Raw genomic sequence first — 24,560 nt, forward strand, 5'->3', positions numbered from 1 at the left:
GACATGAACAAAAAAATGTTTTTTTGGGCGGCATTAGGTATGCTAGGCTCACCATTGGTTATTGCGCAAGAAACAACTGATGATGAGAAAATCAATCAATTAGAAGAAGTAGTAATTTCTGATTCTAAGTTTGCGTTAAAACGAGAACAAAGTGGTAAAGTGATCACAAAAATTACGGCAGAAGAGCTGGAACGGAGTAAAGGGCAATCTGTGGCAACGGTACTGAACCGTGTAGCAGGAGTGTTTGTTAATGGTAGTAACAATGCAGCCGGTGAACCGCTGGGAGTATACGCCAGAGGAGGTCGTAATCGCCAGGTGGTAATTAGAGTAGATGGAGTTACTATTAGTGATCCATCTTCTTCTTCAGGAGATTTTGATCTAAGGTTATTAGCGGTCGATCAAATAGAGTCTATTGAAATTCTTAAGGGGGCATCAAGTACATTATATGGTTCTGGTGCGGCTACAATGGTAATTAATATTACTACAAAATCTGAAAGTAAAAAAGCTATATCTGCACAGTTTTCTTCAATTTTTGGAACCAATCAATCTCAGGATGATCAGGATTATGATGTCAATGAATTTATAAATGCTGTTTCTGTACACGGAACTATAGGCAAAGTTGGGTATCTCGCTAGTTTTAATAGTCAGTATACAGATGGATTGTCTGCGGCAGAAGCAGAAGGGGCAGAAAGTGATGCTTACTCCAGATATAATGTATATACCAAACTAGGATATCAATGGAATGAGCATTTTAAGTTTCACTTTTTTGGAAACCTGGATACGTATAAAACAGATTTTGATGGTGGAGCCGGATTTGATGCTGATAATCGATTTGATAGCAGGCAATTGCGTGCCGGGAGTTTTTGGGAAGCAACGTATGCTAATGGTAGCTTTACTTTTGTAGATAGTTATTCGTTATTAGAGCGAGAATTTATATCAGATTTTCCGTCCAGATATGAAAGTAAGATATACACATTTGATGCATATAATAAATATAATTTTAGTGATACGTTCTATACAGTGCTTGGAGCGAATGGGTCTTATAGTGATTTTAATCTATTTAATGTTCCCTTTGGTGAGCAGAATGAGGTTACAGCTATTAATGATAATGACGCTGATTTTGATATTATAGATCCTTATCTGAATGTAGTTTACGTGTCAAAGTTTGGGCTAAACCTTAATGCAGGGGCAAGATTAAATATTCATAGTGCTTACGGTACTCATATGATATATTCAATTAATCCATCCTTCACATATACTTCTGGCGGTAATTATATAAAGGGATTAGCTTCGTATAGTACAGCATATATTACACCTTCGTTGTTTCAATTATACGATACTGCATTTTTTACAGGGAATCCTGATTTAGAACCAGAAGAGAGTAAGACTATAGAAGGAGGTGTTGAATTTTCTCTTGAGAAAAAATCAACATTAAGTATTGTTTATTTTAATCGTTCTTCTGAGAATTTTATCACCTTTGATCCTGCTACTTTTGTGAATTTTAATTCCCCTACAGATATTGATGTAGATGGAGTAGAGGTAGAAGTAGCAACAAAATTATTAGATGATAAATTTTCTATACAGGGTAATTATACATACACTAATATTTCCAAACTAGAAAATGATATTAGAATTCCTGAGCATACGATCCAGGCAAGTATAGGGTACCAGTTCACTAAAGATACATATGCATCTTTTAATTATCAATATAATGGAGAGCGTACAGATACTAATTTTGATAGCGTTACCTTTGAGCCGGTTCCGGTTACCTTAACAGCGTATGGATTGTTGGATTTTTACATCAGTCATCAATTTATCAAAAACCTAAGCGTTTTTGCCTCTGTCAATAATATTATTAATGAGGAGTATCAAGAGATATTTGGATACAGTACACGTGGTAGAAATGCCAGAATAGGACTTAATCTTACGTTTTGATCCGAAACTGAATTAAAATTAAAAAAGCTCTCAAAATTTTTAAATTTTGAGAGCTTTTTTAATTTAGTATTATGTATTTATTTGACTATTTATTTACTTCTTTGATTAAAATCATCTATATACATTCTCTGATAAGTAGGGCTAAACATTTTACTCTCACCTATAGTTTGATAAGGCAGACCAGGTGATTTACGGCCAAGGACTGTACCATTAGAAATATAATCTAAGGCTGCTTCCAGAAATGGTTCATCCACTTCTCCAAGCGTTCCTAAATCTAAAGGATTTTCAGATAGAGAAACATCGGGTACTAACCCATCAATAAAATTACCTACATCATTTTTATTAGCAGATACAAGTACTAGTGGCTGTATAGCATAAGTATGACTGGTATCCAGATTATCTCCAGTTCTAGAGAAACCATCAGCGTCGTATAAAGTTACAGAAGCTTGAAACTTACCAGTAGTAATTTCTCCAATTTGTATTACATTGATATACGGATCAAGTCCATTAATGATCAATTCACTTGCAGAAGCGGTTCTGTCTGTTGTTAGTACATACAAATTAGTAAGATTTAAAGAATTTATTGGGATTGCACCAGTTTGATTGCCATTTTCATCAAATTGAGTAATTTCACTTACAAAACGATTTACCAGACTTTCACCATTTCCTCCTTCTTCACTTAAAAAGAATGCTTGGTATTCATCATTCCAGATTTCTTTTGAAAATACTTCACCTTCAAATTGGCCGGTGATCATAGAAGCTAATCGTACGGCAGATGTAACAGATCCTCCACCATTATATCTAAGATCGAGTACTAACTCTGTAACTCCTTCAGCATTAAAATTTGCAAAAGCTTCATTAAGTTCCTGGTCAAAAGTTCCTGTAAATGCATTATACATTAAGTATCCTATCTTTTGACCATCATGATCAATGGTTTTAGCCAGTAATACTGGGTTTTCTGTATATTCTGATTGCGTAAGTGTTACATTCTCGTCTGGGGTAATAACACCATTTTCGATAGTAACAAACCCTACTTCGTAGGAGCTTCTGCTAAAGAGTTCATTAAAATCAGAGCTTGTATTTAACTGCTCACCATCTATAGAAGAAAAGAATTGACCTCTGGTAATACCTTTGCTTTCTGCATCTGTTCCCGGCAGGATATATCTAACAAATCCTAAAACCTCATCAGAACCTTCTGACACCAGAATTAAGTTAAAGTCCATTCCGGTAGTTTGAGAGATTCCGCTAAACGAATTTTCTAACGCAATATAGTCGTCTACAAGAAAACTAAAACGATCCTGAGAAGATAGAAGTCCATCAAATAAATCCTCTGGGTTATCAAACGTATTTAAAAAGGTGTAAAGTTCATCAAATGTAGCAAATCGATCATCGGCGAGATTGGCAACATCATTTTTATAAAGATAAATATTGTTCATCCCTTGCCATATAAATTCCTGAACATCCTGATTGGGATTATCAATTACTACAGGGTTATCATTATCTGTAGCGCCTGAATCATCGTCATTAGAACAAGAAATGATCATTAAAAAACTTAAAAAGAGCCAACTTGATTTGAATATATTCATGAATTTTTTTGTCTAAAATAATTATTAATGATTATATAAAGAAGGATTATTAGTTAATCCATTCTGTCATATTTATTTATCTTCGTTTATATCAATGTACATTCTCTGAAAATTGTCATTATACATTTTACTTTCCCCAAGAGTTTCTAGGGATAGTTGATTATAAGTAGCAAACGATTTATTGCCTAAAATATTATCTATAGCAGCGCTTAGAAAGGGTTCTGTGGTTTCTCCCAGGATACCCAGATTCGTATAATCTTCTTCTATCAGGATATCTGGTGTAAAGCCTCCATAATAATCGGTAAAGCCTACGGCATTCAATGATTTTAAAACCAGTGGTTGTATGGCATATGTGTGTCCTATATCTGCACCTGACCGACCAAAATCAGAAGAATCATATAACGTTATTGAAGCCTGAAATTTACCTCGGCTATTAGTACCAATCTGGATTACATCGATATATGGATCCAGTCCGTTGATAACAAGTTCACTAGCAGAAGCAGAACTTACAGTGGTTAAAATAAAAACTCTGGTAAGGTTAAGACTGTTGATACCAGTACCTGTTCTTATTTTATCATCAAAAAGGTTCGTGTCTCCCAGTTGTTCCTGTCGATCCACATTCCATTGTTCTGTAGAAAAAACCTGATCTTTAAATTGTCCTGTGATCATGCTGGATAAATCAATAGCTGTAGTAACAGATCCACCACCATTATATCGTAGGTCAAGAATCAAATCAGTTACTCCATCTGCACTAAATGTTCCGAAAGCAGCATTCAATTCTTCATCAAAATCTCCTGTAAATCCATTGTACATTAGGTATCCGACAGGATTACCTCCTACATCAAGTGTTTTTGCTATATGCACAGGATTCTCAGTATATTCTGTTTTGGTTAGAGAAACGGATGTTTCTGTTGCTATTACGTTTGTACCATCATAAGTTGCGAGGCCTATTGTGTAAGAATCAGGAGCTAATAAACTACTAAAGTTTTCATCAGTAATTTGTATACCATCAATGGTATTAAAAATATCACCTCGTTTGATCCCTTTGGCATCTGCATCGGTTCCTGGAAGCACGTATCTGACAAAACCAAATACAAGAGATTCGTTAGGTTCAGGATATCTTTTAAGACCATACTCCATACCATTGTTTTGAGTAATGCCATCAAAAAGTTTTTCTAAAGCTACATAGTCATCGACTAAAAAACTGAACTCATCTACAGGAATGTTTTCTCCTGCTACAGATACAACCTCTTTAGTTCGCAATGCGTCAAAAATTGATTCTGGTGAAGCAAAATTTTGAAGAAAGTCATTATATTCTCCATCAGAAGAGAAACGATCATTGGCAAGATCATCCACCTCACTTTTATACACATAAAAAGTATTCATACCCTTCCAAATAAAATCATTGATCTCTGTAGAAGAGGCTACGCGCAACACGTCGTCATTATCTTCAAAACAACCGGTAAAAAAGATTCCCGCTATCAATAAAAGGATCACACGTTTTATAAACTTCATATATTTTACTTTTGATAACCCTAAAAATAAGGACTTTATTGTATTTTTTCAGAAAGCAATGTAACAAATTATATAGATAGTCGTCTCCCTATTATAAAGCTAACAAGATTAGGTTTACAACAACCAACCAAGTACGATGAAAGAAAATGCATTTATAGCACTAACAAATGGATTTAAAGACAAGCTGTTTAGGCTGGCAAGGCGTTTACTAGTGAGTAATGAAGAGGCAGAAGATGCGACGCAGGAAGTTTTGTTAAAATTATGGAAGAATAAATTAAAGATAGCAGAATATAAAAATGTAGAAGCTTTTGCGATGACGATGACAAAGAATTATTGTTTTGATAAATTAAAAGCAAAACACTCAGATAATCTTTCGATAGTACATAGTAATTATAAAGATGAACACGCTTCATTAGATAGAGAATTAGAAGCAAAAGATAGTGTGGCATGGGTAGGTAAAATCATGGATGGATTGCCAGAGCAACAGCGAATGATTATACAGCTTAGAGATATAGAACAATATAATAATGCAGAAATTGCTGATATGCTGGAGATGAATGAAACCGCAGTACGAGTAGCATTATCAAGAGGAAGAAAAATAATACGACAAGAATTATTAAAAAAACACAATTATGGAGTTGTCTAACATAGAAAAGTTACTGGAGAAGTATTTTGAAGGAGAAACGACCCTTTCTGAAGAAAAAGAATTAAAGGTATTTTTTACCAGAGAAAGCGTGCCGCAACATTTAGAGAAATACAAAAGTTTATTTCAGTTCTTTTCTGATGAGCGTAATATAACTGCTGGTTCAGATACTTATATAAAGGTGTCTAACAAGGTTTCTAAATTTACCTGGATAGGTATTGCTGCATCTATAGCCGTGATTATCGGATTATTTTTTGCACAACCACCAACTACGGATACGGATTTAGGAACGTATGAAGATCCTGAAGTAGCATTACAAAAAACCAAAGAAGTCCTCAGTTTGGTTGCTCAATATATGAATGAGGGTAAAAAGGATTTAGTGTACCTCAATGAATTCGAAAACACTAAAAATAAATTTTTAAAATAAAAAAAACACCTGTTAACAGGTACATTTAAAACCAAAAAGATTATGAAAAAAATAGCAATTTTAATAGCATTAGCAGTAATGCCTTATATATCAATAGCGCAAGGCAATTTTGATAAATATGAGAATATGCAAGATGTCTCATCTATGGTAATGACCAGTAAAATGTTTCAGTTATTAACTAAAATTGATTTTGAAAGTAGTGACGCAGAAACACAGCAGTATATTAATTTAGTAAAGAACATCGATAATATAAAAGTGTTTGCTACAGAAAATAATGGTATAGGTCAAAAGATGAAAGCAGACGTAGATACATATCTTAAAACTTCTACACTAGATGAGCTAATGCGTGTGAATAAAGATGGAAAAAATATTAAATTTTATTCTAAGCCGGGAAAAAGTGATGATTATGTAAGCGAGTTATTTATGTATATGGAAGGAAAAGAAGGAGATAGTCCGGGTACTGTGGTGCTTACTATTACAGGGAATATTGATCTAAGACAAGTGTCGAAGTTGGCGGATGATCTTAACATACCAGGAGGTAAAGAATTAAAAAATGTTGAAAAGAAAAATTAGAAGATTTACAATTAATTAGTTGAACAATTATATTTAGTTACGTTAGTCAGGCTCCTTAGGAAGTAATCTTCCTGAGGGGTTTGATATTATCAATCAATCAAAAAAACAAAAAATATGAAAAATGTATGTAAAATGGTAGTGGTAGTTTGTATGGCACTGCTCATGAGTTGTAATAGTGAAGTTTCTTTACAGGAATATTTTGTTGACCACAAGGAAGATGCTGATTTTATAGCAATAGATTTACCTGCCAGCCTATTAGATAAAAAGTCTGTGGAGCTTAGTGATGATGAAAAAGAAGCATTGGAGAGTGTGAAGAAAATAAATTTCTTAGGGCTTCAACGTACTGATATGAATCAAGCTAAAATTGATGAAGAATCTGGTGCGATCAACAAAATCTTGAATACAGAGCAATATCAGACCCTCATGAAATTTGGGTTTGATGGAGTGAATATTGTTTTAAAGTATCAGGGTGATGATGAGGTAATGGATGAGGTCATAGTTTTTGCGACGCATCATGAAAAAGGTTTGGCACTGATTCGAGTATTGGGTGATGATATGAAACCAGAGAAAATCTCAAAGTTAATGCAATCAGTAAGAAAGGGTAATCTTGATCTGGATGCATTTAAGCAGATAGGTGAAGTTATTAATATGTAATGTCCCTGAGTATCAAAGTTATTTGTCCAGTGGTTTAGGTTACATACCATACAATAAAGTATAAACAAAAGCTTCAATTATATAATGAATTGAAGCTTTTGTTTATACGAGATTTTAGGTACAATCTTGCGCTATGTATATTACAAACACCTGGTATATGGCTCATATATCACCTTTGAGTGATGATTATGGGTACTGGAATCTAAATACCTGTATAATTAGAAGGTGTAATAGCTTTTAGTTCTGATTTTATACTGTCAGACACTGTTAGCGTATCGATAAAATCAGCAATAGAATTCTGATTAATTACGGTATTCGTTCTGGTTAGTCCCTTTAAAGCTTCATATGGATTAGGATATCCTTCTCTTCTTAGAATCGTTTGTATAGCTTCTGCAACTACAGCCCAATTATTTTCTAAATCCTGCTCAAATTTAGATTCATTTAATAACAATTTATTTAATCCTTTTACAGTCGCCTGAAAAGCAATCAATGTGTGTCCAAAAGGAACACCTACATTTCTTAGAACAGTACTATCGGTAAGATCTCGCTGTAGTCGACTTACAGGTAATTTTGCAGAAAGATGTTCAAAAATAGCATTGGCAATACCAATATTACCCTCACTGTTTTCAAAATCAATCGGATTTACTTTATGTGGCATAGCAGAAGATCCTACTTCACCTTTTTTGATTTTTTGCTTAAAGTAATCCATAGACACATAGGTCCATACATCGCGATCAAGGTCTAAGATAATGGTATTGATACGTTTTAAACCATCAAATAAAGCGGCCATATAATCATAATGCTCTATTTGCGTAGTCGGAAAAGAATGATGTAATCCTAATTTTTCCTGTACAAAATGAGTTCCAAAAGCTTTCCAGTCGATTTGCGGATAAGCTACTTTATGTGCATTATAATTTCCTGTAGCACCTCCAAATTTTGCAGCACTTGGGGTATCTTTTAATAAATCAAATTGTGCCTCTAATCTGGTAACATATACCTGAAATTCTTTACCCAATCGGGTAGGAGAGGCAGGTTGTCCATGAGTACGAGCCAGCATAGAGACTCCGGACCATTCTGTGACTAATGATTTTAATTTAGTCACTAGCTCCAAAAATTGAGGTATGTACACATCACTTATTGATTCTTTAATACTTAGCGGTATTGCTGTATTATTAATGTCTTGTGAGGTAAGCCCAAAATGGATAAACTCCTTATATGCTTCTAATCCCAGAGAGTCAAATTTTTCTTTGATAAAGTATTCAACCGCTTTTACATCATGATTGGTTACTTTTTCGATATCTTTAATCGCCTGAGCGTCCTCTGTAGTGAAAGCTGTATAGATTTCTCTCAGTTTACTAAACAGAGAGGTATCTATATCTTGCAATTGAGGTAACGGTATTTCGCATAAAGCAATAAAATACTCGATTTCTACTAAGACACGATATTTTATTAATGCTTCTTCACTATAATAGACACTTAATGATTGAGTCTTAGATGCATACCGACCATCTATGGGTGAGATAGCTTGCAAAGGTGATATTGACATAATAGTTGTTTTATTTTTTAAAAAACGCAAAGATAATTCAATTAATTACGTCCTGCGAATAATTAGTGGTAAAGTATTACGAGTGTAGTATGAAGTATACAATAAGTCTGTTATCATAAGTTTGAAGTATGAATTTTGACATATAATTTTTGAATTTATGATGTTGTAGTTATGTAATGTAATGACGTATTTTTATATGTGTAGAAACCAGGACTTTGATGTTTTTAGTGTGCCAATTTCTTAAGAATCATTCTGGCTCTGGCTTTGTATGCTGCACTATTTTTAGGATAATCCTTCTCTAATATTATTTTTAGTTCAGGATGAATCCATGTAAACTCAGTGCCTAGTTGGTATAGACTAGTCATTGCATATGCTTTGGTAGCGACTTTTTGGTCAGAGATTAACCAGTCAAAACAAGCTTCTGTAATTTTTTCCCGATGGATTTGATGTAGCTGTTTTCTCGTTGTTGATGATCGGGTTTTATAATAAGAAAAAATCAAATATTCACAAATTTTTGCCATGGGTCTCACCGCAGGGTGCTGGTATACGACAGGCAAAATGGCAATAATAGCATCCAGATGTGGGAGTATAGTTTTTATATCATGTCTGCATAAGAATTCTAATCCCCAGGACGCCCTACAAGAGATTTCTTTATCTACTTGAGCACAAATACTAATCAATTCTGGGAGTAAATCAGGGTGTTCTACAAGTAGAGAGGTAAAATTATTTCTTTTCTCTTGAGAATGATTTACTTTTTTGATTTCGTTTACCAAGTCTATCATACTATTGATTTTGCTACAGAATTCAGATCACTAATTAGTTTTGTTAAAAAATGTCTTTCACAATTTATGAATTCGTGGACTCATTAATCAACTGATCAACCACCTTAGGAACACCTGTAGTTGCTTTTTCTGATACCACTGTAAGTTGATCAGAAGGAGCAATTGCCGGATTGGGGTCTATAAAAAATATAGGAGTAGAGGATTGCGCATATTGCAATAAGCCTGCTGCTGGATATACTTGCATAGAAGTACCAATGATTAGCAGGATATCTGCCTGTTGAGTTATTTCTATAGCAGGTTCCAGCATAGGTACTTCTTCACCAAACCATACAATATGAGGTCGTAATTGATGGTTGTGTTCGCAGAAATCACCTTCAATCAGATCGGTTTTCCAATCTAAGACGAGTTGTTCATCAAATTGGCTTCTTACCTTAAGCAACTCTCCGTGTAGGTGTAAAACATGGCTGCTTCCTGCACGCTCGTGGAGGTCATCTACATTTTGAGTAATGATAGTAACCTGATGTGTTTTTTCTAATTCAACTAACGCGCTGTGAGCCTTATTAGGTTGTACATCCAGTAATTGGCGCCTTCTTTTATTATAGAAATCGAGTACCAATAATGGATCATTTTTCCAACCGATAGGAGAAGCTACTTCCATAATATCGTGGCCCTCCCATAATCCATCTGCATCCCTAAAAGTACGAATACCACTTTCTGCGCTTATACCCGCACCGGTAAGAACTACCACTTTTTTCATATTGTTGACTGTTTGAGATATTGTGTTAACTAAAATACCTACCCAAAAGTAGTTCTAGAATTATACATCTATGACCACGATACCATTGGTGAAATCTACTATAAACAAAAGATTTTCTAATGCACATAGCGGGTTAACATTTAATAAGATAAAACTATATAAAATAAATAAGAACCTGAAAAAAAAAATAAAAAGGTCTTAGTGTATGGTAGTAGCTCTTTTAGAGATGGAGAATCAATTGGATTGTATAGATAGGTTGACCACAACAGTTGCTTCGTAAAATATAGAAAAATAAGGAAGTATCTTTTTTTTCTATGAAAACAATATAATGTATAAGTTTTCGTTATAATTAAATGAATAAAGAAGGATTTTAGAGCGTTTTAAGAAATGTTTTATTTTTTTAAGAGTATTTGTGTGTTGTGTAGTGTATTAATAAAACTACGCACGTGATTTCGATAATGAGTTTGTTTTTTCGACGAAGCGTGTTGATTATGTGAGGATAAGGGATCATGTCCTTACTAATATTGCGGTTTTACCACAATTAAAATCTTATGAAAAGTCCTACCTTTATACTAGTAAATGTGTATAATTTTTTTAAGTAGTAACCCTATTTAATAACCAACGCTAACCATTAATTGTCATACCCTATGAAATACCCTTATATCATTCTCGACAATGATCAGAATACGGCGTCCGCAATTCAGATCGCACTAGAAAATCACAATGATTACATTTGTACCGGCATTGCTGCTCATGAGCAGGAAGCATTGGATCTTATTTTAGAAAGAAAACCCCGTCTTGTCTTTCTGGAACCAGAAGCACCAGGAATCGATACAGATAAAACAAAATTTAACCTGATGTCAGAGCTTACTAAATACATGACGCATCTGCCAGAGTTTATCGTAGTAACCAAAACAGAAAAATATGCTATAGAAGGCATTAGAAATAGTGTATTAGACTATATTCTAAAACCTTTGACTAGAAGTCAACTGATTAAAACCTTGCACCGATTTGAGAAAGATTTTGATGAGGTTTTAGACAATACACTGTGTTTTAAGTCTCATGGAGATTACAGATTTGTGAATATAGAAGAAGTATTATATCTCAAAGCAGATAATAACACCACAGACTTTATCATGAGCAATGGTAATACTGTAGAAGCTTTTAAGACATTAAAACATTTCCAGAACCTACTGCCAGACTATTTTGTACGGATCCATAACAGCTATATTATCAATACCAAGTGTGTATCAAGAATACATTTTGGGAAAGCCAAATGTGTCATAAAAAATACCAATGATATGATTCCTTTTTCAAAGTCCTATAAGAATAGTGTAGAGGGGATTAAAGATACATTAGCAAAGAATAGCTTATTATATGTATAATTAAAAGTTCTCAGAACACCCCTCATATTAAAACACAGGATCCATATGGTATCGTGAAACATCCATAAGATTTGATTAAATTGCAAAAGCCTTTCTTGACATCAAGAAAGGCTTTTTTATGAGTACAAATACATGTGCTCATCGATAGAATTACCATAGATAATCACTCTGGTCTGGTGTATAGTAATAAGGCAATTAGACTTAAGAAATCAGTATTCGGGCAGTCTTATTTCTATTATTTTATAGTCTTTAATAGTAAGCAGTGTATTTCTAGGGAGCTAGTCGTTTTGATACTAGAAGCATATAATAAGACGTGTTATAGACCTCTAATACTTTTACTTTATCGAGAGACACACAGATTAGCATGCTAATACGCTATGATAGTATTATAGATGTATGATTCATGATAAAAGCACCGCTATTGATTAGTATGAATGTTTATATCTATCATAAATATCAAACTATTGATATACTGATTTGACATGTTACTAATAAATGAGATGATCTATAGGTGTGGTGTATATAATAATGGTTACTCTTATTTTAGAGTATTTTGTTTGTTAACTTTTTTTTAACATTTTTTAGTGTTTAATTAAGGGGTGATGTAGCTGTAGTTACATTCTTACATATTTTATGCAAATTGAAATCCGTCCATCTACCCGTATAACCCGTCTATCTACACTTCACTGCTATCTATCTACTAAATGTACTTTAATATAGCGCGCGCGAAGCAAGATCCTGTCTATCTTTGTAGTGTACAATTAAGGGTATTAGTTTATTACACATTTACGAACACACGGCAGTTGTATACACATTTACTAAAAGGAATAGGAGGAGCAATCCGAATATCAAAACTGGCCAGTTTATTATCCTTTTGCAATAAAGATGAGAAAGAAAGAAAGAAAATTGAGTTAAATCAAAGATTTACCCAAAATAAAAGAAAGAAATAACAATTCAAAAAAAACTATTATGAAAGCTATAAAAACTATTTTCGCAGTATTATTTGTAAGTTCAATGTTTATCGCTTGTGAGAATGATAACGTAAATGAAGAGTTAGGAGTTGATGAAGTTGATGTGGAGCTTTTTGGAGATGAAGATGCAGACGAGGAGGAAATAATTCCTACAAACTAATTCTTGCAAAACGCAAAAAAAAAGAAGAATTTAATTTTTTAAATTCTTCTTTTTTTTTGCGTTTTATTTAATTAAATTAGAATTTAATATTATAATTAAATGAATTTTTTCTTTAAGACAACTTATATAATATTCTTTTTGTTTTTTGGCTGTGGAAAGAATAGTGAGCCATTTCAAAAAGAAGAAGTGAAATCTAATCTCATTGAATCCAATTTGAGTAACTCTAAAAATAATTCTAGGTCTATAGAGGATAGAAAAGAAGACCTTATGAAAGCTTATGGGATGGTGAGTACTTTAAAAGATGATAGTTTTAAAATAAATAAATTGCGAGAAATTTCAATTGAATATTATACCCTAAAAGAATACGAAAAGTATAAACAGTTAAATAACAAAGCATTAATTCTATCCAAAAAATTGGCTGATTCCATAGGTTTAGCTAAGTCTTATGGTAATTTGGGTATATATTATAGGAAAAATGACCAATTAGATAGTGCCTATAAGAATTTTTATGAAGCAGATAAAATTTATCTTTCTCTAGATGAAAGTGGTTATCGAGATCCTATTGAATATGCTTTTGATCATGGAACAGTGTTAATTGATTTAGCAAAATTGTCCAGAAAAGTAAAAGATTATAGTGAGAGTGAAGATTTGACTATACGAGCAATTAAAAAGTTTGAATTATCTGGAGAAGAAAAGTATCTTCCGTTATCTTATACTAATTTAGGTATTTTAGCTAAATACTTGGGGAGATATGACGCTGCTGTTTCATATCATTTGAAGGTTATAGATCTTGCTAAGGATACCAATAAGGAAAACTTATATGCGGTCTCAGGTTATATTAATATAGGTACTGTTTATAAATCTTTAAAGCAATATGATAAAGCCAAAGAGTTTTATAACAAAGGCCTATCTTTTGAGGCTTATTTGGCTAAAAACCCTAAATTAAAAACTAGGTTATTAGATAATTTAGCTTATGTGAATTTTTTATCTAACGATAAAGAAGAAAATATATTAAAATTATTCCTTGAAGCACTTAAAATTCGCGAAGAGATAAATGACATTTCAGGAATCGCTACGAATTCTTTGCATTTAGCTGAATATTTTCAAAAAACTGGAAATGATAGCTTATCAAAATCTTTTGCAGAACGCGCGAAAAATGCGTCTTCAGAAGTGAATAATAATGTTGAATTATTACAATCCCTTCAACTATTATCGGAAGTTTCACCAAGTGAAGAAGGGTTACAGTATGCTCAGAATTATATTAAACTAAATGATAGCCTGATCAAAGAAGAAAGAGCATTCCAAAATAAATTTGCGCGGATTAAGTTTGAAACAGATCAAAAAGTAGAAGAAATTGCAGAAATCAGCCGAGAAAACGAGATTCTCGTGATTGCTATACTTGGTTTATCCTTATTATTCTTACTAGGTTATGTGATTTTTAGACAACAGCAGAGTAATAAAGAATTACTTTTTGAGCAGAAACAGCAGGAATCTAATCAGGAGATTTATAGGTTGTTATTAAATCAACAACTTAAACTGGAAGAAGGTCGTAAACTGGAGCAACATCGTATGTCTGAGGAATTGCATGATGGAGTGTTAGGTAGATTGTTTGGGGTACGATTGAGTCTGGATGGGATCAATCAGCGCGCTAATGATGGGTTCACAGAATCCAGAAATAAATATATAGAAGAATTAAAATCAATAGAAAAAGAAATCAGATTGATCTCTCACGATCTTGGTACAGACACTTTATCACCAGATGTAGCCTATGTGGATGTAGTAGAAAGCTTAGTCAGTGATTTATGTGCTGTACATAAAATGGATTTTGAGTTTACCAATGATGAAAATATTGATTGGGAGCTTATTGATGATCAGAAAAAGGTGAATTTATTCAGGATTATTCAGGAATCTCTACAAAATATTTTTAAACATGCAGAGGCAAAAACTGTGAAAATTAATTTCAATTATGTGGATGGTAACATAAATCTTACTATTTTAGACGATGGGAAAGGATTTAAAAGTGAGAAAGTCAAAAGAGGAATTGGATTAAAAAATATTACATCAAGAGTACGGCAGATGAATGGAGTAGTGGATTTTGTGAGTACAATTAATTCTGGAACAAAAGTGTCTGTAGGCATACCAATATAAATTAACCAAAAAGATCATCAGCATTGATATCCAAACGATAGAAACATAGTTTTTTTGTGAATTCTGGGAGCAAATGTATAGATGATAGTGTAACAAAGTATAAAGATGAAAAAGAAGCTTAAAGTTCTTATGATAGATGATCACCCTATGATTATCGAGGGATATAAGAATACCTTATTAGGGGAGAATCAAAAAGAATATCAGATCAAGATTGATATTGCGTCTAATTGTGATGATGCATACGAGAGTATTGTAAAATCTTCTAAGACGACTCCTTATGATATGCTTTTTATAGATATTAAATTGCCACCATCTCAGGATGGTTCGATTACCTCCGGAGAGGATCTTGCTAAACATGCAACCAATTTACTGCCAAAGGCAAAGGTTATTATTCTAACCATGCATCGAGAAGATCACAGGATACATAATATTTTAAAGAATATCAATCCATCAGGATTCTTGATAAAAAGTGATCTTACCTCTAGCGAGTTGTTATTGGCATTTAATAATATAGTAAGCGGTACTCCGTATTATAGTGCTACCGTAAATAATCATTTTAGAAAAATGATGACCAATAATTTCTCACTTGATGAAAAAAATCTAAAGATTCTATACCATCTCTCCAGAGGAGTCAAAACAAAAAATCTACCCAATTACGTTAGTTTATCACTAAGTGCTATAGAAAAGCGAAAAAATCAGATCAAAGAAATGTTTTCCATTGCCAAGGCAGATGATCAAAAATTATTAGAAGAAGCACGTAAAAGAGGTTTTGTGTAAGCCACACATTTATTTTTTACGTTAAGTACTATACAAAAGACCTGTAACTATAATAAAATTATAGTTACAGGTCTTTTTTTTTGCAGGATAGTACATACAGAAGCTTTTTTTTTTGTTAAATAATTGCGTTAGGGACGTGGTGTAATTATTAAATTCCCCCTTAAATGTATATAAGTTACTATGCTGTAATCACTTAAGTTACAACAGTAAATAGGTGTTACAAAAAATTAACTTTTTTTTATGTTAAAAGTTAATTTTTACGTTTTTTTCCCTTATATTTAATGATCAAAATGGGAATATAGAATATGTAGAAAAGTTGTTTTGGGGCTTATAAACAAGTGTTTAACGGTAATTTAAATAAAGAACTATGTAGAATTTTACGATCCTCATTTGTCTTTTTAAGAGCATTTGATTTTAAAAAATTAAATCATGTTTTAGAAAGCAATACTTTTTAGCGTCTTACATCACAGTATGGTATCAAAACATTAAAAACCTTTGTTTGTAGAATACTTCGAAATGTACTTTGAGCAAATTCAGTAATCGAGAATTATATAAAAGTAAGGTTTTGGTCAATAAGTGGTAATATCCTTTTGCGAAGAAGTTAATTTTATCATTAATTCTCATCTTCCAAAGTAGTTACAATATAAATACTAATATCATTCACGCAAATTTGATTTTATTTTGAAGATGCTTTATTAATCATGCACTAATCATATTATAAAACGGTATATGAAAATTATAAATACTCATTTAATTTTATCTATTACAACATTAAGCTTCCAAAAATTACGAATACAACTATTTCTTTTTTTTCTCTTTGGTTTTGGTACAATGGCTACGTTAGAATCTCAGGAGTTTAATGACTATGATGCTCAAGTAATTCACAACTTTATTTTATTAGATAGTTCGGATGTATACTTTGATCTTGAAAGGATGGATTCTCCAAATCTATGGACAATACCTCCATCAAAAAGTAAAATGAAACGTAAGAATCCTCCAAGTATATCAAAAATGGGTTCGGTACTTTTAGCAGTACAAACGGTGGATTTAAATGGCGCAGGAGTAGGTGTAGATGCTAACATTACCGTTACACCTATTGCCACAGGTTCTGATTTTATCGTTGAAAATGGATATAGTGTTATAACAGATGACGGAAACTTGCTATCCTCTAGAATTACCGTGACCGGTGTTTCTGATGTTAATCAAGAATTTATCGTAATAGCTGGTGTTGAGTTTGACCTATCTGCAGTAAGTGCACCTATATTAATTAATTTACCAAGCTCTCAGGTAAGAGTAGATAATCCATCTCCAGGCGTTTTTGATATAACCAGAAATGGAGGAGGCGTTTTTCCAACAACGGATTATGAAGTTTTTTTAGCAAATTTTCAATATGCAAACAGGCTTGCTGGAGGAGGAGCTACAGAAGGGATACGTACCATCAATGTAGAGGTTACTGATAATACATCAGATAGCCTTAGTGCAAATTCATTTATTAATGTAGAGTATTTTCCAACAGCGGTGGATGACACCAATAATATAGCAGCAAATGCGGTAACTCCGGTTACCGGTAGCTTAATTGGTAATGATAATGATAACAGTCCTTCGGATGTTCTTAGCGTAACCGAAGTGAATGTATTTCCTTCTGCGGTAGGAACTGTATACAATACCTTGTATGGAGAGATTACTGTACAGTCTGATGGATCATATTCTTATCTGGTGGATTCCTCTAGTCCCGCGGTTGCAGGCCTCACTTCAACTACGAGTCTGGACGATATATTTGCTTATACTGTTAGCGATACTAATGGTAATATTGATTATGGTATTTTGACAATTACTATCAATGGAATAGATGATTTACCCGTAGCCGTGGATGATGAAGATGATGTTACCGTAAGGACTAATAATACTGCAACAGGTAATGTGATTGATGGAAATGATGGAAATGGACAGGATTTATTAGACAGACCATTATCTTTATTAGTTTGGGAAAATGAATTTACCAGTAACCAAACTGTAGGGGGAGAAACTAAAGTTATCAATGGAGTAACACTTGATTTTACATCACTTGATCCGGATGGTATAGGTACAGTAAATAACCAAATATCTTTAAATGCTGGCACTAATGGTGGTCATACAGGATACTTGTTATTTAACATAGATCCTGCTACAAATCCGGTTGCCTCTACACAACTTATAATTGATTTTGATTCTGAAGTTTTTAATATTGGTTTTTTAGTGACAGATATCGATTATTCACAAGGAACAACCTGGCAAGACCAGATTACCATCCAGGGTTTTCTATCTGGAACTCCCGTTTCTTATGACTTTATTAGGACAGGAGGAATTGTAGAAGCCTCAAGCGATACATATTATGGTATTGGTAATGCAGTTCCATCGGATGCGACTGGAAATTTAAATATTGGTTTTCAAGGAGCAATAGATCAATTGGTATTATCTTATAACTATGGACCAGATGCCACCGATGCGGATCCAGGAGGACAAATCGCAGGGATCTCGGATATTTTCTGGCAAGGAGATAATAGTGTAACTATAACATCTGTAGATGGTAATTCTGCCAATGTAGGAAATTCAATACCGACTACCTATGGGTTTTTGACGATTAATACAGATGGAACGTATACATATAACCTAGATACAGCTAATTCTGTAGTGGCTAATTTACTCGTAGGAGAAACATTAGTAGATACAACTCCTTATATACTAGAAGATGGATTATCAAATACTGATAATGCTAATTTGATTATTACCATTAATGGTTCTGGAATCGAATCTGATGGAGATGGTATCCTTAATACTGATGATATTGATGATGACAATGATGGTATTTTGGATACAGCAGAAACTCCCGGTTTTGATCCTGATGGAGATGAAGATGGGGACGGATTTCCTAATTACTCTGATGTTATGGATGATGGAAATACCGGTGATGGATCAACAACAAATTATACGGATGCGAATAATGATGGAGTCGCAGATGTTTTTGATACAGATTTAGATGGCATTCCTAATCATCTAGATTTAGATAGTGACAATGATGGTATTCCTGACAATATTGAAGCACAAACCACTTTAGGGTATATTCCACCATCGGGAACCGATACAGATAATGACGGTTTAGATAATGCATATGACACAGATTGCCTTGCTGTTGGTTCTCCGGCAGGTTGTGCAGCAGCAGGTGTAAGTATCACGCCCGTTGATACCGATGGCAACCTTGTAGAAAATTTACCAGATTTCCTGGATTTGAATTCTGATGATGAAGGTGCTGGTGATACTACAGAAGCAGGAATTGTTTTGTCCGGAACTCCAGGAATCAATGGGTTAGATAGTGCTAGCGAAACGGTAGATGATTATAGTGATCCAAATGGTTCATATGATGATACCCAGACGGATAACTTTTCAGATTCAGATGCTGACGTAGGTTCAGGAGGGGATGTAGATTGGCGAGATGCTACAGATAATATGGCTGCCATGCTTCAGTGTGGTGTGATCACGACTCTTTATCAAACCAATGGAGTAGGAGGACAAGCCGATGTTTTTCGCTACAATCCATTCTTAAATGAATATATTCAGGTAAGCACATTAAAAAACCAGACAGGAGCAGATGTTGTTGCAGGAAGTGCATCTAATTCGACCTACAATTCGTTTACACAATTAGTATATTCGGCAAATACTAATGGAGATAGAATACAGGCTTATGATCCTATTAACGATTATAATATTGTAGGAGAAATCCAATTGACGATGCCAGCACCCGCAGTCAATACTACAAATAGTATGTTTGCTTCAGGAAATTTGATTGGATATGTGAGTGGTGGAGCAACCATTATCACGCTAGATGTTACGGGTATAACCTATCCTGCACTAACCAATCCGGTAACCCCTGTTACCGTAGCTGCAACAAAGACAACTGTCACTCCTGCTGTTGCTAGTGCAGCAGATTATGCATTAATAGGAAACCGAATCGCGGGGGTAAGTGGCTCCACATTGGTAATAATCAATGCTACTACGGGAGCATCACAGACAAGAAACTTAACCTTTGATCTTACCTTAGAGCCTACTGCTCCGTCAGGAGGTAGTTGGGGAGCATCATGGCAGGATAGAGATGGTAATTTTTATTCATTCAATAATAATACAGGTGGAATTTTTAGAATTGCTGATATTAATACTGTGATAGATGGGACTGCTAATGGAGATACCGTTACTATGACTAAGGTACTTATAGCTAATTCATCAGGTCTGAATGATGGATTTGCTTGTGAGATTCAACCCAACCCATTAGATTGGGATGGAGATGGTGTAGAAGACAGAGTAGATATTGACGATGATAATGATGGCATTCTGGATATTGTAGAAAATCAAGGATTCGATGTTACAGATGATGTGGATATGGATGGAGTTCCATTGTTAATTGATGATGACGATACAAATGCTACAATTGGAAACGATGATGGTGAAATTAATCCAATTTTTGATTTTGATAAAGATGGCATTCCTAACTCCTTTGACTTAGATTCTGATGGAGATGGAATTATAGATAATATTGAAGCGCAAGATACTGCTACTTATGAAGCTCCTGGCTTAGTGTATGGAGCTAATGGATATGCAGATAATTATGAAACCAGCCCGGAGTCAGGAGTTTCTGATTATACATTGGCAAATACAGATACAACAGGCTTTGCTGATTATTTAGATAATGACAGTGATGATGATGGGATTTCTGATGAGGTAGAAGGAAATGATTTTGACGGAGATGGTATTGCAGATGTGCTACCTTCTGGTAATGATGTTGATTTTGATGGTATTGATGATAATTATGATAATCAAGCTGATGGTTCCACCGATCCGGATGCTTCTGATAATAATGGACAGCTTCCTACAGACTTTCCTGATGTAGATACAACTGATGGGGATCAGGATTGGAGAGCTGCGTTAGATTCTGATAACGATGGAGTGATAAATACATTAGATTTAGATACTGATAATGACGGGATATTAGATGTTGTAGAGCATGCAGGTCTAGATCCTTATGGAGATGAAGATGGTGACGGACAATTTAATTTTGCGGATGCTTTTGATAACAATATTGTCAATGATGGTAGTACAACGGATTATACGGACAGTAATAATGATGGGGTTCCGGATGCATATGATTTTGATCTGGATGGAATTCCTAATCTATTTGATTTAGATAGTGATAATGATGGTATTAGTGACTTACGAGAATCAGGTCAATTAGAGAATGGTGTGACCGATGCTACAAACGATGGAATTATTGATGGTTTGCCTGCAAGTTTTGGTAACAATGGTTTGGCCAATGCATTAGAAGGTGGAGATGATACTGCTACAGCGACAACTACAGCACCTGTGAATAATGATACTGATAGTAACTTTGATTACATAGACATTGATTCTGATGATGATGGCATTCCTGATAATGTAGAAGCACAAACTACGGATAACTATGTAATGCCTAGTGGAAACGATACTGATTTTGATGGTATTGATGATGCATATGATGTAGATTGTTCACTGGGATCTTGTGGATTGGCGGGAATTTCTATAATTCCAGTTGACACAAGTAATAGAATTGGAGATGATGTACCTGATTATCTGGATACAGATAGTGATGATGATGGTATTGATGATATTTTAGAAGCAGGTCAGTTATTAGGAACAAATGTTCCAACAGATATTGGTGTCGATACGGATGGTGATGGTCTGGATGATATTTTTGATGATGATAATACCGCCATAGATATCAATGATAACTTAGACGGTGGTGCTGCTGGTACAGATAATAACGATAATATAGCTACTGCAGAAGTTGATTTTCGTGAGATCATGGATGCAGATAACGATGGAATAGCCGATACCATTGATTTAGATGATGATAACGACGGTATTCCGGATCTTGTAGAAGGAGGAGGTACTGATCCTAGTGCGGATGCTGATGGTGATGGGATTTCTAATTATCAGGACGCTACTAATAACGGATCAGGAACTGCACCGGTATGTACTGACGGGAATGGTGATGGTATTTGTGATACGATAGATCCATTCTTTGATTTTGATGGAGATGGAGTTCCTAATCATTTTGATTTGGATAGTGACAATGATGGTATAGTAGATGTTATTGAGGCAGGGGGAGTAGATCTGGATCAGGATGGTCAAAATGATACCGTTACAGATACAGATAATGACGGTATTCCTGATACAGTAGATGTAAATCAAACAGGAGGCAATGATATTGATCTGGATGGTATTGATGATGCTTTTGATATTGATTTTACAGGAGGTACCGACAGTGATGGAGATGGAATTACAGATACTGCTGATCCTGATGCTGATGGGGATGGATTAGCAGATGATGTGGATGATACAGGAACATCTGCGGGTACAGCTTTACCAAATACTAATTCCGATACCGATGGAAATCCTAATTATCTGGATATCGATGCTGATAATGATGGTATTCCTGATAATGTAGAAGGACAAGCAACAGTAGGATATCTTTCACCAAGTGGTAATGATACTGATGGTGATGGTATTGATGACCAATATGATGCAGATTGTTCGCTAGGAAATTGTGGATTAACAGGGAGCCCTATTAGTCCCATAGATACAAATAATGCGGTATTAGATAATTTACCGGATTATATAGATGGAGATAGCGATGATGATGGATTGGGCGATTTATTAGAAGCAGGTCAGGTTTTACCAGGAAATTCACCTACTGACTTAGGAACAGATACAGATGGTGATGGCTTAGATGATATTTTTGATGATAATCCGGGTAATGATGTTAATGATAACTTGGATACAGGCGCAGTTGGAACAGATAATGTATATAATGCGGATACTATTGAGGTAGATTTTAGAGAATTTCAGGATTCAGACAATGATGGTATTTCTGATGTTGTAGATTTAGATGATGATAATGACGGTATTTTAGATACAGAAGAATGCGATTTACCTACTACAGACCCTAACTATAATAATTGGACATTAACAGGTACTGGATGGACTACTACCAATGGTGGGTTAATCTTAAGAAACCAAACAAATAATATTGTCAATGATCTTGCATGTTATACTATATCAGGATCTGATGCACTAACTACATTCTCAGAATTAGAATTTCAATTAAATATAAGGACTAATGGGGTTAGTAATAATATAACGAGTGCATCAACAGCTACATTAGAGTTTACGGTTAATGGAGTATTATATACAACATTTTTTAATCCAAATGGCGGTACAGAAGCTTCAGTGACTACTGCAAATGATGCAGTAGCCTCATTAAGTTCATTCCCGATATCTACAACTACGGGTCCTTTTACTACAATAAATGTTATCGTTCCCTGGACAGGAGCAGACACAGTAGATATATGTTATTCTTTTTCAGCAGATAATGATGATTTTGATATTACTACCACACTAATTACTAATTCTTATACAGATTGTGATTTTGATATGGATGGTATACCTAACTACTTAGATTTAGATAGTGACGGTGATGGTATTACAGATCTCGTTGAATCCGGGCAATTAGACAATGGTGCAGTGGATAGTAATAATGATGGAATTATTGATGGAGTTGCAGCAGATTTTGGAGATAATGGATTAGCAAATTCAGTTGAATCCACTGACAATGCACTAGCAACAACTACAAATCCTACCATGACTGATATCGACATGATGGCAGATTTTCTGGATATTGATGCCGACAACGATGGAATTGTAGATAATATAGAAGCACAAAGTACGGTAGGATATCAACCACCAAGTGGTAATGATACCGATGGTGATGGTATTGATGACCAATACGATGCGGATTGTTCTGTAAGTTCGTGTGGATTAGCGGGAATACCTATAATCCCTGAGAATACGGATGGATTGGCTGACGGAGCTGATTATATTGATACAGATGCGGATGAAGATGGTGAGAGTGATACTATAGAAGCTTATGATAGTAATGATGATGGTATTGTAGATGCAACAGATACTATAGGAACTACTCCTGATCTTGGTGCACTGGGAACTGATACTGATGGAGATGGACTGGATGATGAGTTTGATATAGATAATGCAGACCCTGATCCTACTAATGGAGGACAAACTGCTGATAACCCTTTTCCAGATACTGATAGTCCTGGAGGCGAACCAGATTGGAGAGAAGATATTATAGAGATAGCGGTTATTAAAACCAGTGTATTGGATATTACAGGCGGTACCGATGCGACGGTAGCTGATGCAGGTGATGTTGTTACTTATACATATACTGTAACCAATACAGGCAATACGACATTGACCAGTGTTGGCGTTAGTGAGACTACATTTAGTGGTACAGGAGGCGCCCCAACCCCAGGTTTTATATCGAATAGTGGAGTGAGTCCAGCCGGTACTTTAGTCCCTGGTGAGATTGCTACTTTTAGAGCTACCTATACAATTACCCAGGCTGATATTGATGCAGGCGGAATAGAGAATAGTGCTACCGGTACTGGTACTCCTCCTAATATTATTGGGCTTCCTGCGGCAACATCTATCACCGATGTTTCTGATGCCGGTGATGATACGCTTAACGAACCAGGTTTAGATGGTACCGATGATGGAGATGCAGACTTTGAGAATGATCCAACAGTAACCACAATTCCAGCGAGTTCCTCATTGGCTACTG

The 24,560-nt window shown here is 34.6% G+C and carries 15 protein-coding genes; 10 read left to right on the forward strand and 5 right to left on the reverse strand.

Annotation, left to right across the window (positions count from 1 at the left end; translation table 11 throughout):
- The first annotated feature begins 3 nt into the window (after nt 1-3).
- A complete protein-coding gene (locus tag ABD816_RS16885; protein ID WP_344929377.1) occupies nt 4-1,935 on the forward strand; it encodes a TonB-dependent receptor plug domain-containing protein in 1,932 nt (643 codons plus the stop codon).
- Nucleotides 1,936-2,024: 89 nt separating this feature from the next.
- Here the strand turns inward: ABD816_RS16885 and ABD816_RS16890 are convergent, their stop codons facing one another.
- A complete protein-coding gene (locus tag ABD816_RS16890) occupies nt 2,025-3,521 on the reverse strand; it encodes a S41 family peptidase (protein WP_344929378.1) in 1,497 nt (498 codons plus the stop codon).
- A 72-nt stretch (nt 3,522-3,593) separates the two neighbouring features.
- A complete protein-coding gene (locus ABD816_RS16895; protein ID WP_344929380.1) occupies nt 3,594-5,036 on the reverse strand; it encodes a S41 family peptidase in 1,443 nt (480 codons plus the stop codon).
- 136 nt (nt 5,037-5,172) lie between these two features.
- On the opposite strand from ABD816_RS16895, the gene ABD816_RS16900 reads away from it, so the two are divergent.
- The 4 genes from ABD816_RS16900 to ABD816_RS16915 all read left to right on the forward strand — a co-directional run bounded on the left by ABD816_RS16900 (nt 5,173) and on the right by ABD816_RS16915 (nt 7,333).
- A complete protein-coding gene (locus ABD816_RS16900; protein ID WP_344929382.1) occupies nt 5,173-5,682 on the forward strand; it encodes an RNA polymerase sigma factor in 510 nt (169 codons plus the stop codon).
- Nucleotides 5,669-6,106 carry a hypothetical protein gene (locus tag ABD816_RS16905; protein WP_344929384.1) on the forward strand — a complete coding sequence of 146 codons (438 nt, stop codon included), beginning with the start codon at nt 5,669-5,671 and terminating at the stop codon, nt 6,104-6,106. Before ABD816_RS16900 ends, ABD816_RS16905 begins: the two co-directional genes overlap by 14 nt.
- 42 nt (nt 6,107-6,148) lie before the next feature.
- Nucleotides 6,149-6,679, forward strand: coding sequence for a DUF4252 domain-containing protein (locus tag ABD816_RS16910; protein ID WP_344929386.1), 531 nt, complete (start codon nt 6,149-6,151; stop codon nt 6,677-6,679).
- Between the two features lie 114 nt (nt 6,680-6,793).
- The gene (locus ABD816_RS16915; RefSeq protein ID WP_344929389.1) at nt 6,794-7,333 is read left to right on the forward strand and encodes a DUF4252 domain-containing protein; all 540 of its coding nucleotides are present in this window, start codon (nt 6,794-6,796) and stop codon (nt 7,331-7,333) included.
- A gap of 202 nt (nt 7,334-7,535) precedes the next feature.
- Here the strand turns inward: ABD816_RS16915 and purB are convergent, their stop codons facing one another.
- The 3 genes from purB to ABD816_RS16930 all read right to left on the reverse strand — a co-directional run bounded on the left by purB (nt 7,536) and on the right by ABD816_RS16930 (nt 10,418).
- Nucleotides 7,536-8,879 carry an adenylosuccinate lyase gene (gene purB, locus ABD816_RS16920; RefSeq protein ID WP_344929390.1) on the reverse strand — a complete coding sequence of 448 codons (1,344 nt, stop codon included), beginning with the start codon at nt 8,877-8,879 and terminating at the stop codon, nt 7,536-7,538.
- Between the two features lie 224 nt (nt 8,880-9,103).
- On the reverse strand, nt 9,104-9,661 hold the full coding sequence (locus ABD816_RS16925) for an adenylosuccinate lyase (protein WP_344929391.1): 558 nt from the start codon (nt 9,659-9,661) through the stop codon (nt 9,104-9,106).
- Between the two features lie 64 nt (nt 9,662-9,725).
- Entirely contained in the window at nt 9,726-10,418 is a 693-nt protein-coding gene (locus ABD816_RS16930; RefSeq protein ID WP_344929393.1) for an SIR2 family NAD-dependent protein deacylase, read from the reverse strand.
- 647 nt (nt 10,419-11,065) lie between these two features.
- On the opposite strand from ABD816_RS16930, the gene ABD816_RS16935 reads away from it, so the two are divergent.
- The 5 genes from ABD816_RS16935 to ABD816_RS16955 all read left to right on the forward strand — a co-directional run.
- The gene (locus ABD816_RS16935) at nt 11,066-11,803 is read left to right on the forward strand and encodes a LytR/AlgR family response regulator transcription factor (RefSeq protein WP_344929394.1); all 738 of its coding nucleotides are present in this window, start codon (nt 11,066-11,068) and stop codon (nt 11,801-11,803) included.
- 969 nt (nt 11,804-12,772) lie between these two features.
- Nucleotides 12,773-12,934 (forward strand): hypothetical protein, encoded by a 162-nt coding sequence (locus ABD816_RS16940; protein ID WP_344929396.1) that lies wholly within the window; start codon nt 12,773-12,775, stop codon nt 12,932-12,934.
- Nucleotides 12,935-13,033: 99 nt separating this feature from the next.
- Nucleotides 13,034-15,082: a tetratricopeptide repeat-containing sensor histidine kinase gene (locus ABD816_RS16945; RefSeq protein WP_344929398.1), complete on the forward strand. Its 2,049-nt coding sequence runs from the start codon at nt 13,034-13,036 to the stop codon at nt 15,080-15,082.
- 105 nt (nt 15,083-15,187) lie between these two features.
- Complete coding sequence (locus ABD816_RS16950; RefSeq protein ID WP_344929400.1) at nt 15,188-15,859, forward strand: response regulator; 672 nt, start codon at nt 15,188-15,190, stop codon at nt 15,857-15,859.
- Between the two features lie 729 nt (nt 15,860-16,588).
- A partial coding sequence (locus ABD816_RS16955) for a DUF7507 domain-containing protein (RefSeq protein ID WP_344929401.1) occupies nt 16,589-24,560 on the forward strand: 7,972 nt, incomplete at its 3' end.

It is taken from the genome of Aquimarina addita, from assembly GCF_039539305.1.
Classification (GTDB): domain Bacteria; phylum Bacteroidota; class Bacteroidia; order Flavobacteriales; family Flavobacteriaceae; genus Aquimarina; species Aquimarina addita.

Excerpts from the sequence above, each read along its gene's own strand:
- ABD816_RS16885 (WP_344929377.1), top strand. The coding sequence starts at position 4 with ATGAACAAAAAAATGTTTTTTTGGGCGGCATTAGGTATGCTAGGCTCA.
- ABD816_RS16890 (WP_344929378.1), bottom strand. The coding sequence starts at position 3,521 with ATGAATATATTCAAATCAAGTTGGCTCTTTTTAAGTTTTTTAATGATC.
- ABD816_RS16895 (WP_344929380.1), bottom strand. The coding sequence starts at position 5,036 with ATGAAGTTTATAAAACGTGTGATCCTTTTATTGATAGCGGGAATCTTT.
- ABD816_RS16900 (WP_344929382.1), top strand. The coding sequence starts at position 5,173 with ATGAAAGAAAATGCATTTATAGCACTAACAAATGGATTTAAAGACAAG.
- ABD816_RS16905 (WP_344929384.1), top strand. The coding sequence starts at position 5,669 with ATGGAGTTGTCTAACATAGAAAAGTTACTGGAGAAGTATTTTGAAGGA.
- ABD816_RS16910 (WP_344929386.1), top strand. The coding sequence starts at position 6,149 with ATGAAAAAAATAGCAATTTTAATAGCATTAGCAGTAATGCCTTATATA.
- ABD816_RS16915 (WP_344929389.1), top strand. The coding sequence starts at position 6,794 with ATGAAAAATGTATGTAAAATGGTAGTGGTAGTTTGTATGGCACTGCTC.
- purB (WP_344929390.1), bottom strand. The coding sequence starts at position 8,879 with ATGTCAATATCACCTTTGCAAGCTATCTCACCCATAGATGGTCGGTAT.
- ABD816_RS16925 (WP_344929391.1), bottom strand. The coding sequence starts at position 9,661 with ATGATAGACTTGGTAAACGAAATCAAAAAAGTAAATCATTCTCAAGAG.
- ABD816_RS16930 (WP_344929393.1), bottom strand. The coding sequence starts at position 10,418 with ATGAAAAAAGTGGTAGTTCTTACCGGTGCGGGTATAAGCGCAGAAAGT.
- ABD816_RS16935 (WP_344929394.1), top strand. The coding sequence starts at position 11,066 with ATGAAATACCCTTATATCATTCTCGACAATGATCAGAATACGGCGTCC.
- ABD816_RS16940 (WP_344929396.1), top strand. The coding sequence starts at position 12,773 with ATGAAAGCTATAAAAACTATTTTCGCAGTATTATTTGTAAGTTCAATG.
- ABD816_RS16945 (WP_344929398.1), top strand. The coding sequence starts at position 13,034 with ATGAATTTTTTCTTTAAGACAACTTATATAATATTCTTTTTGTTTTTT.
- ABD816_RS16950 (WP_344929400.1), top strand. The coding sequence starts at position 15,188 with ATGAAAAAGAAGCTTAAAGTTCTTATGATAGATGATCACCCTATGATT.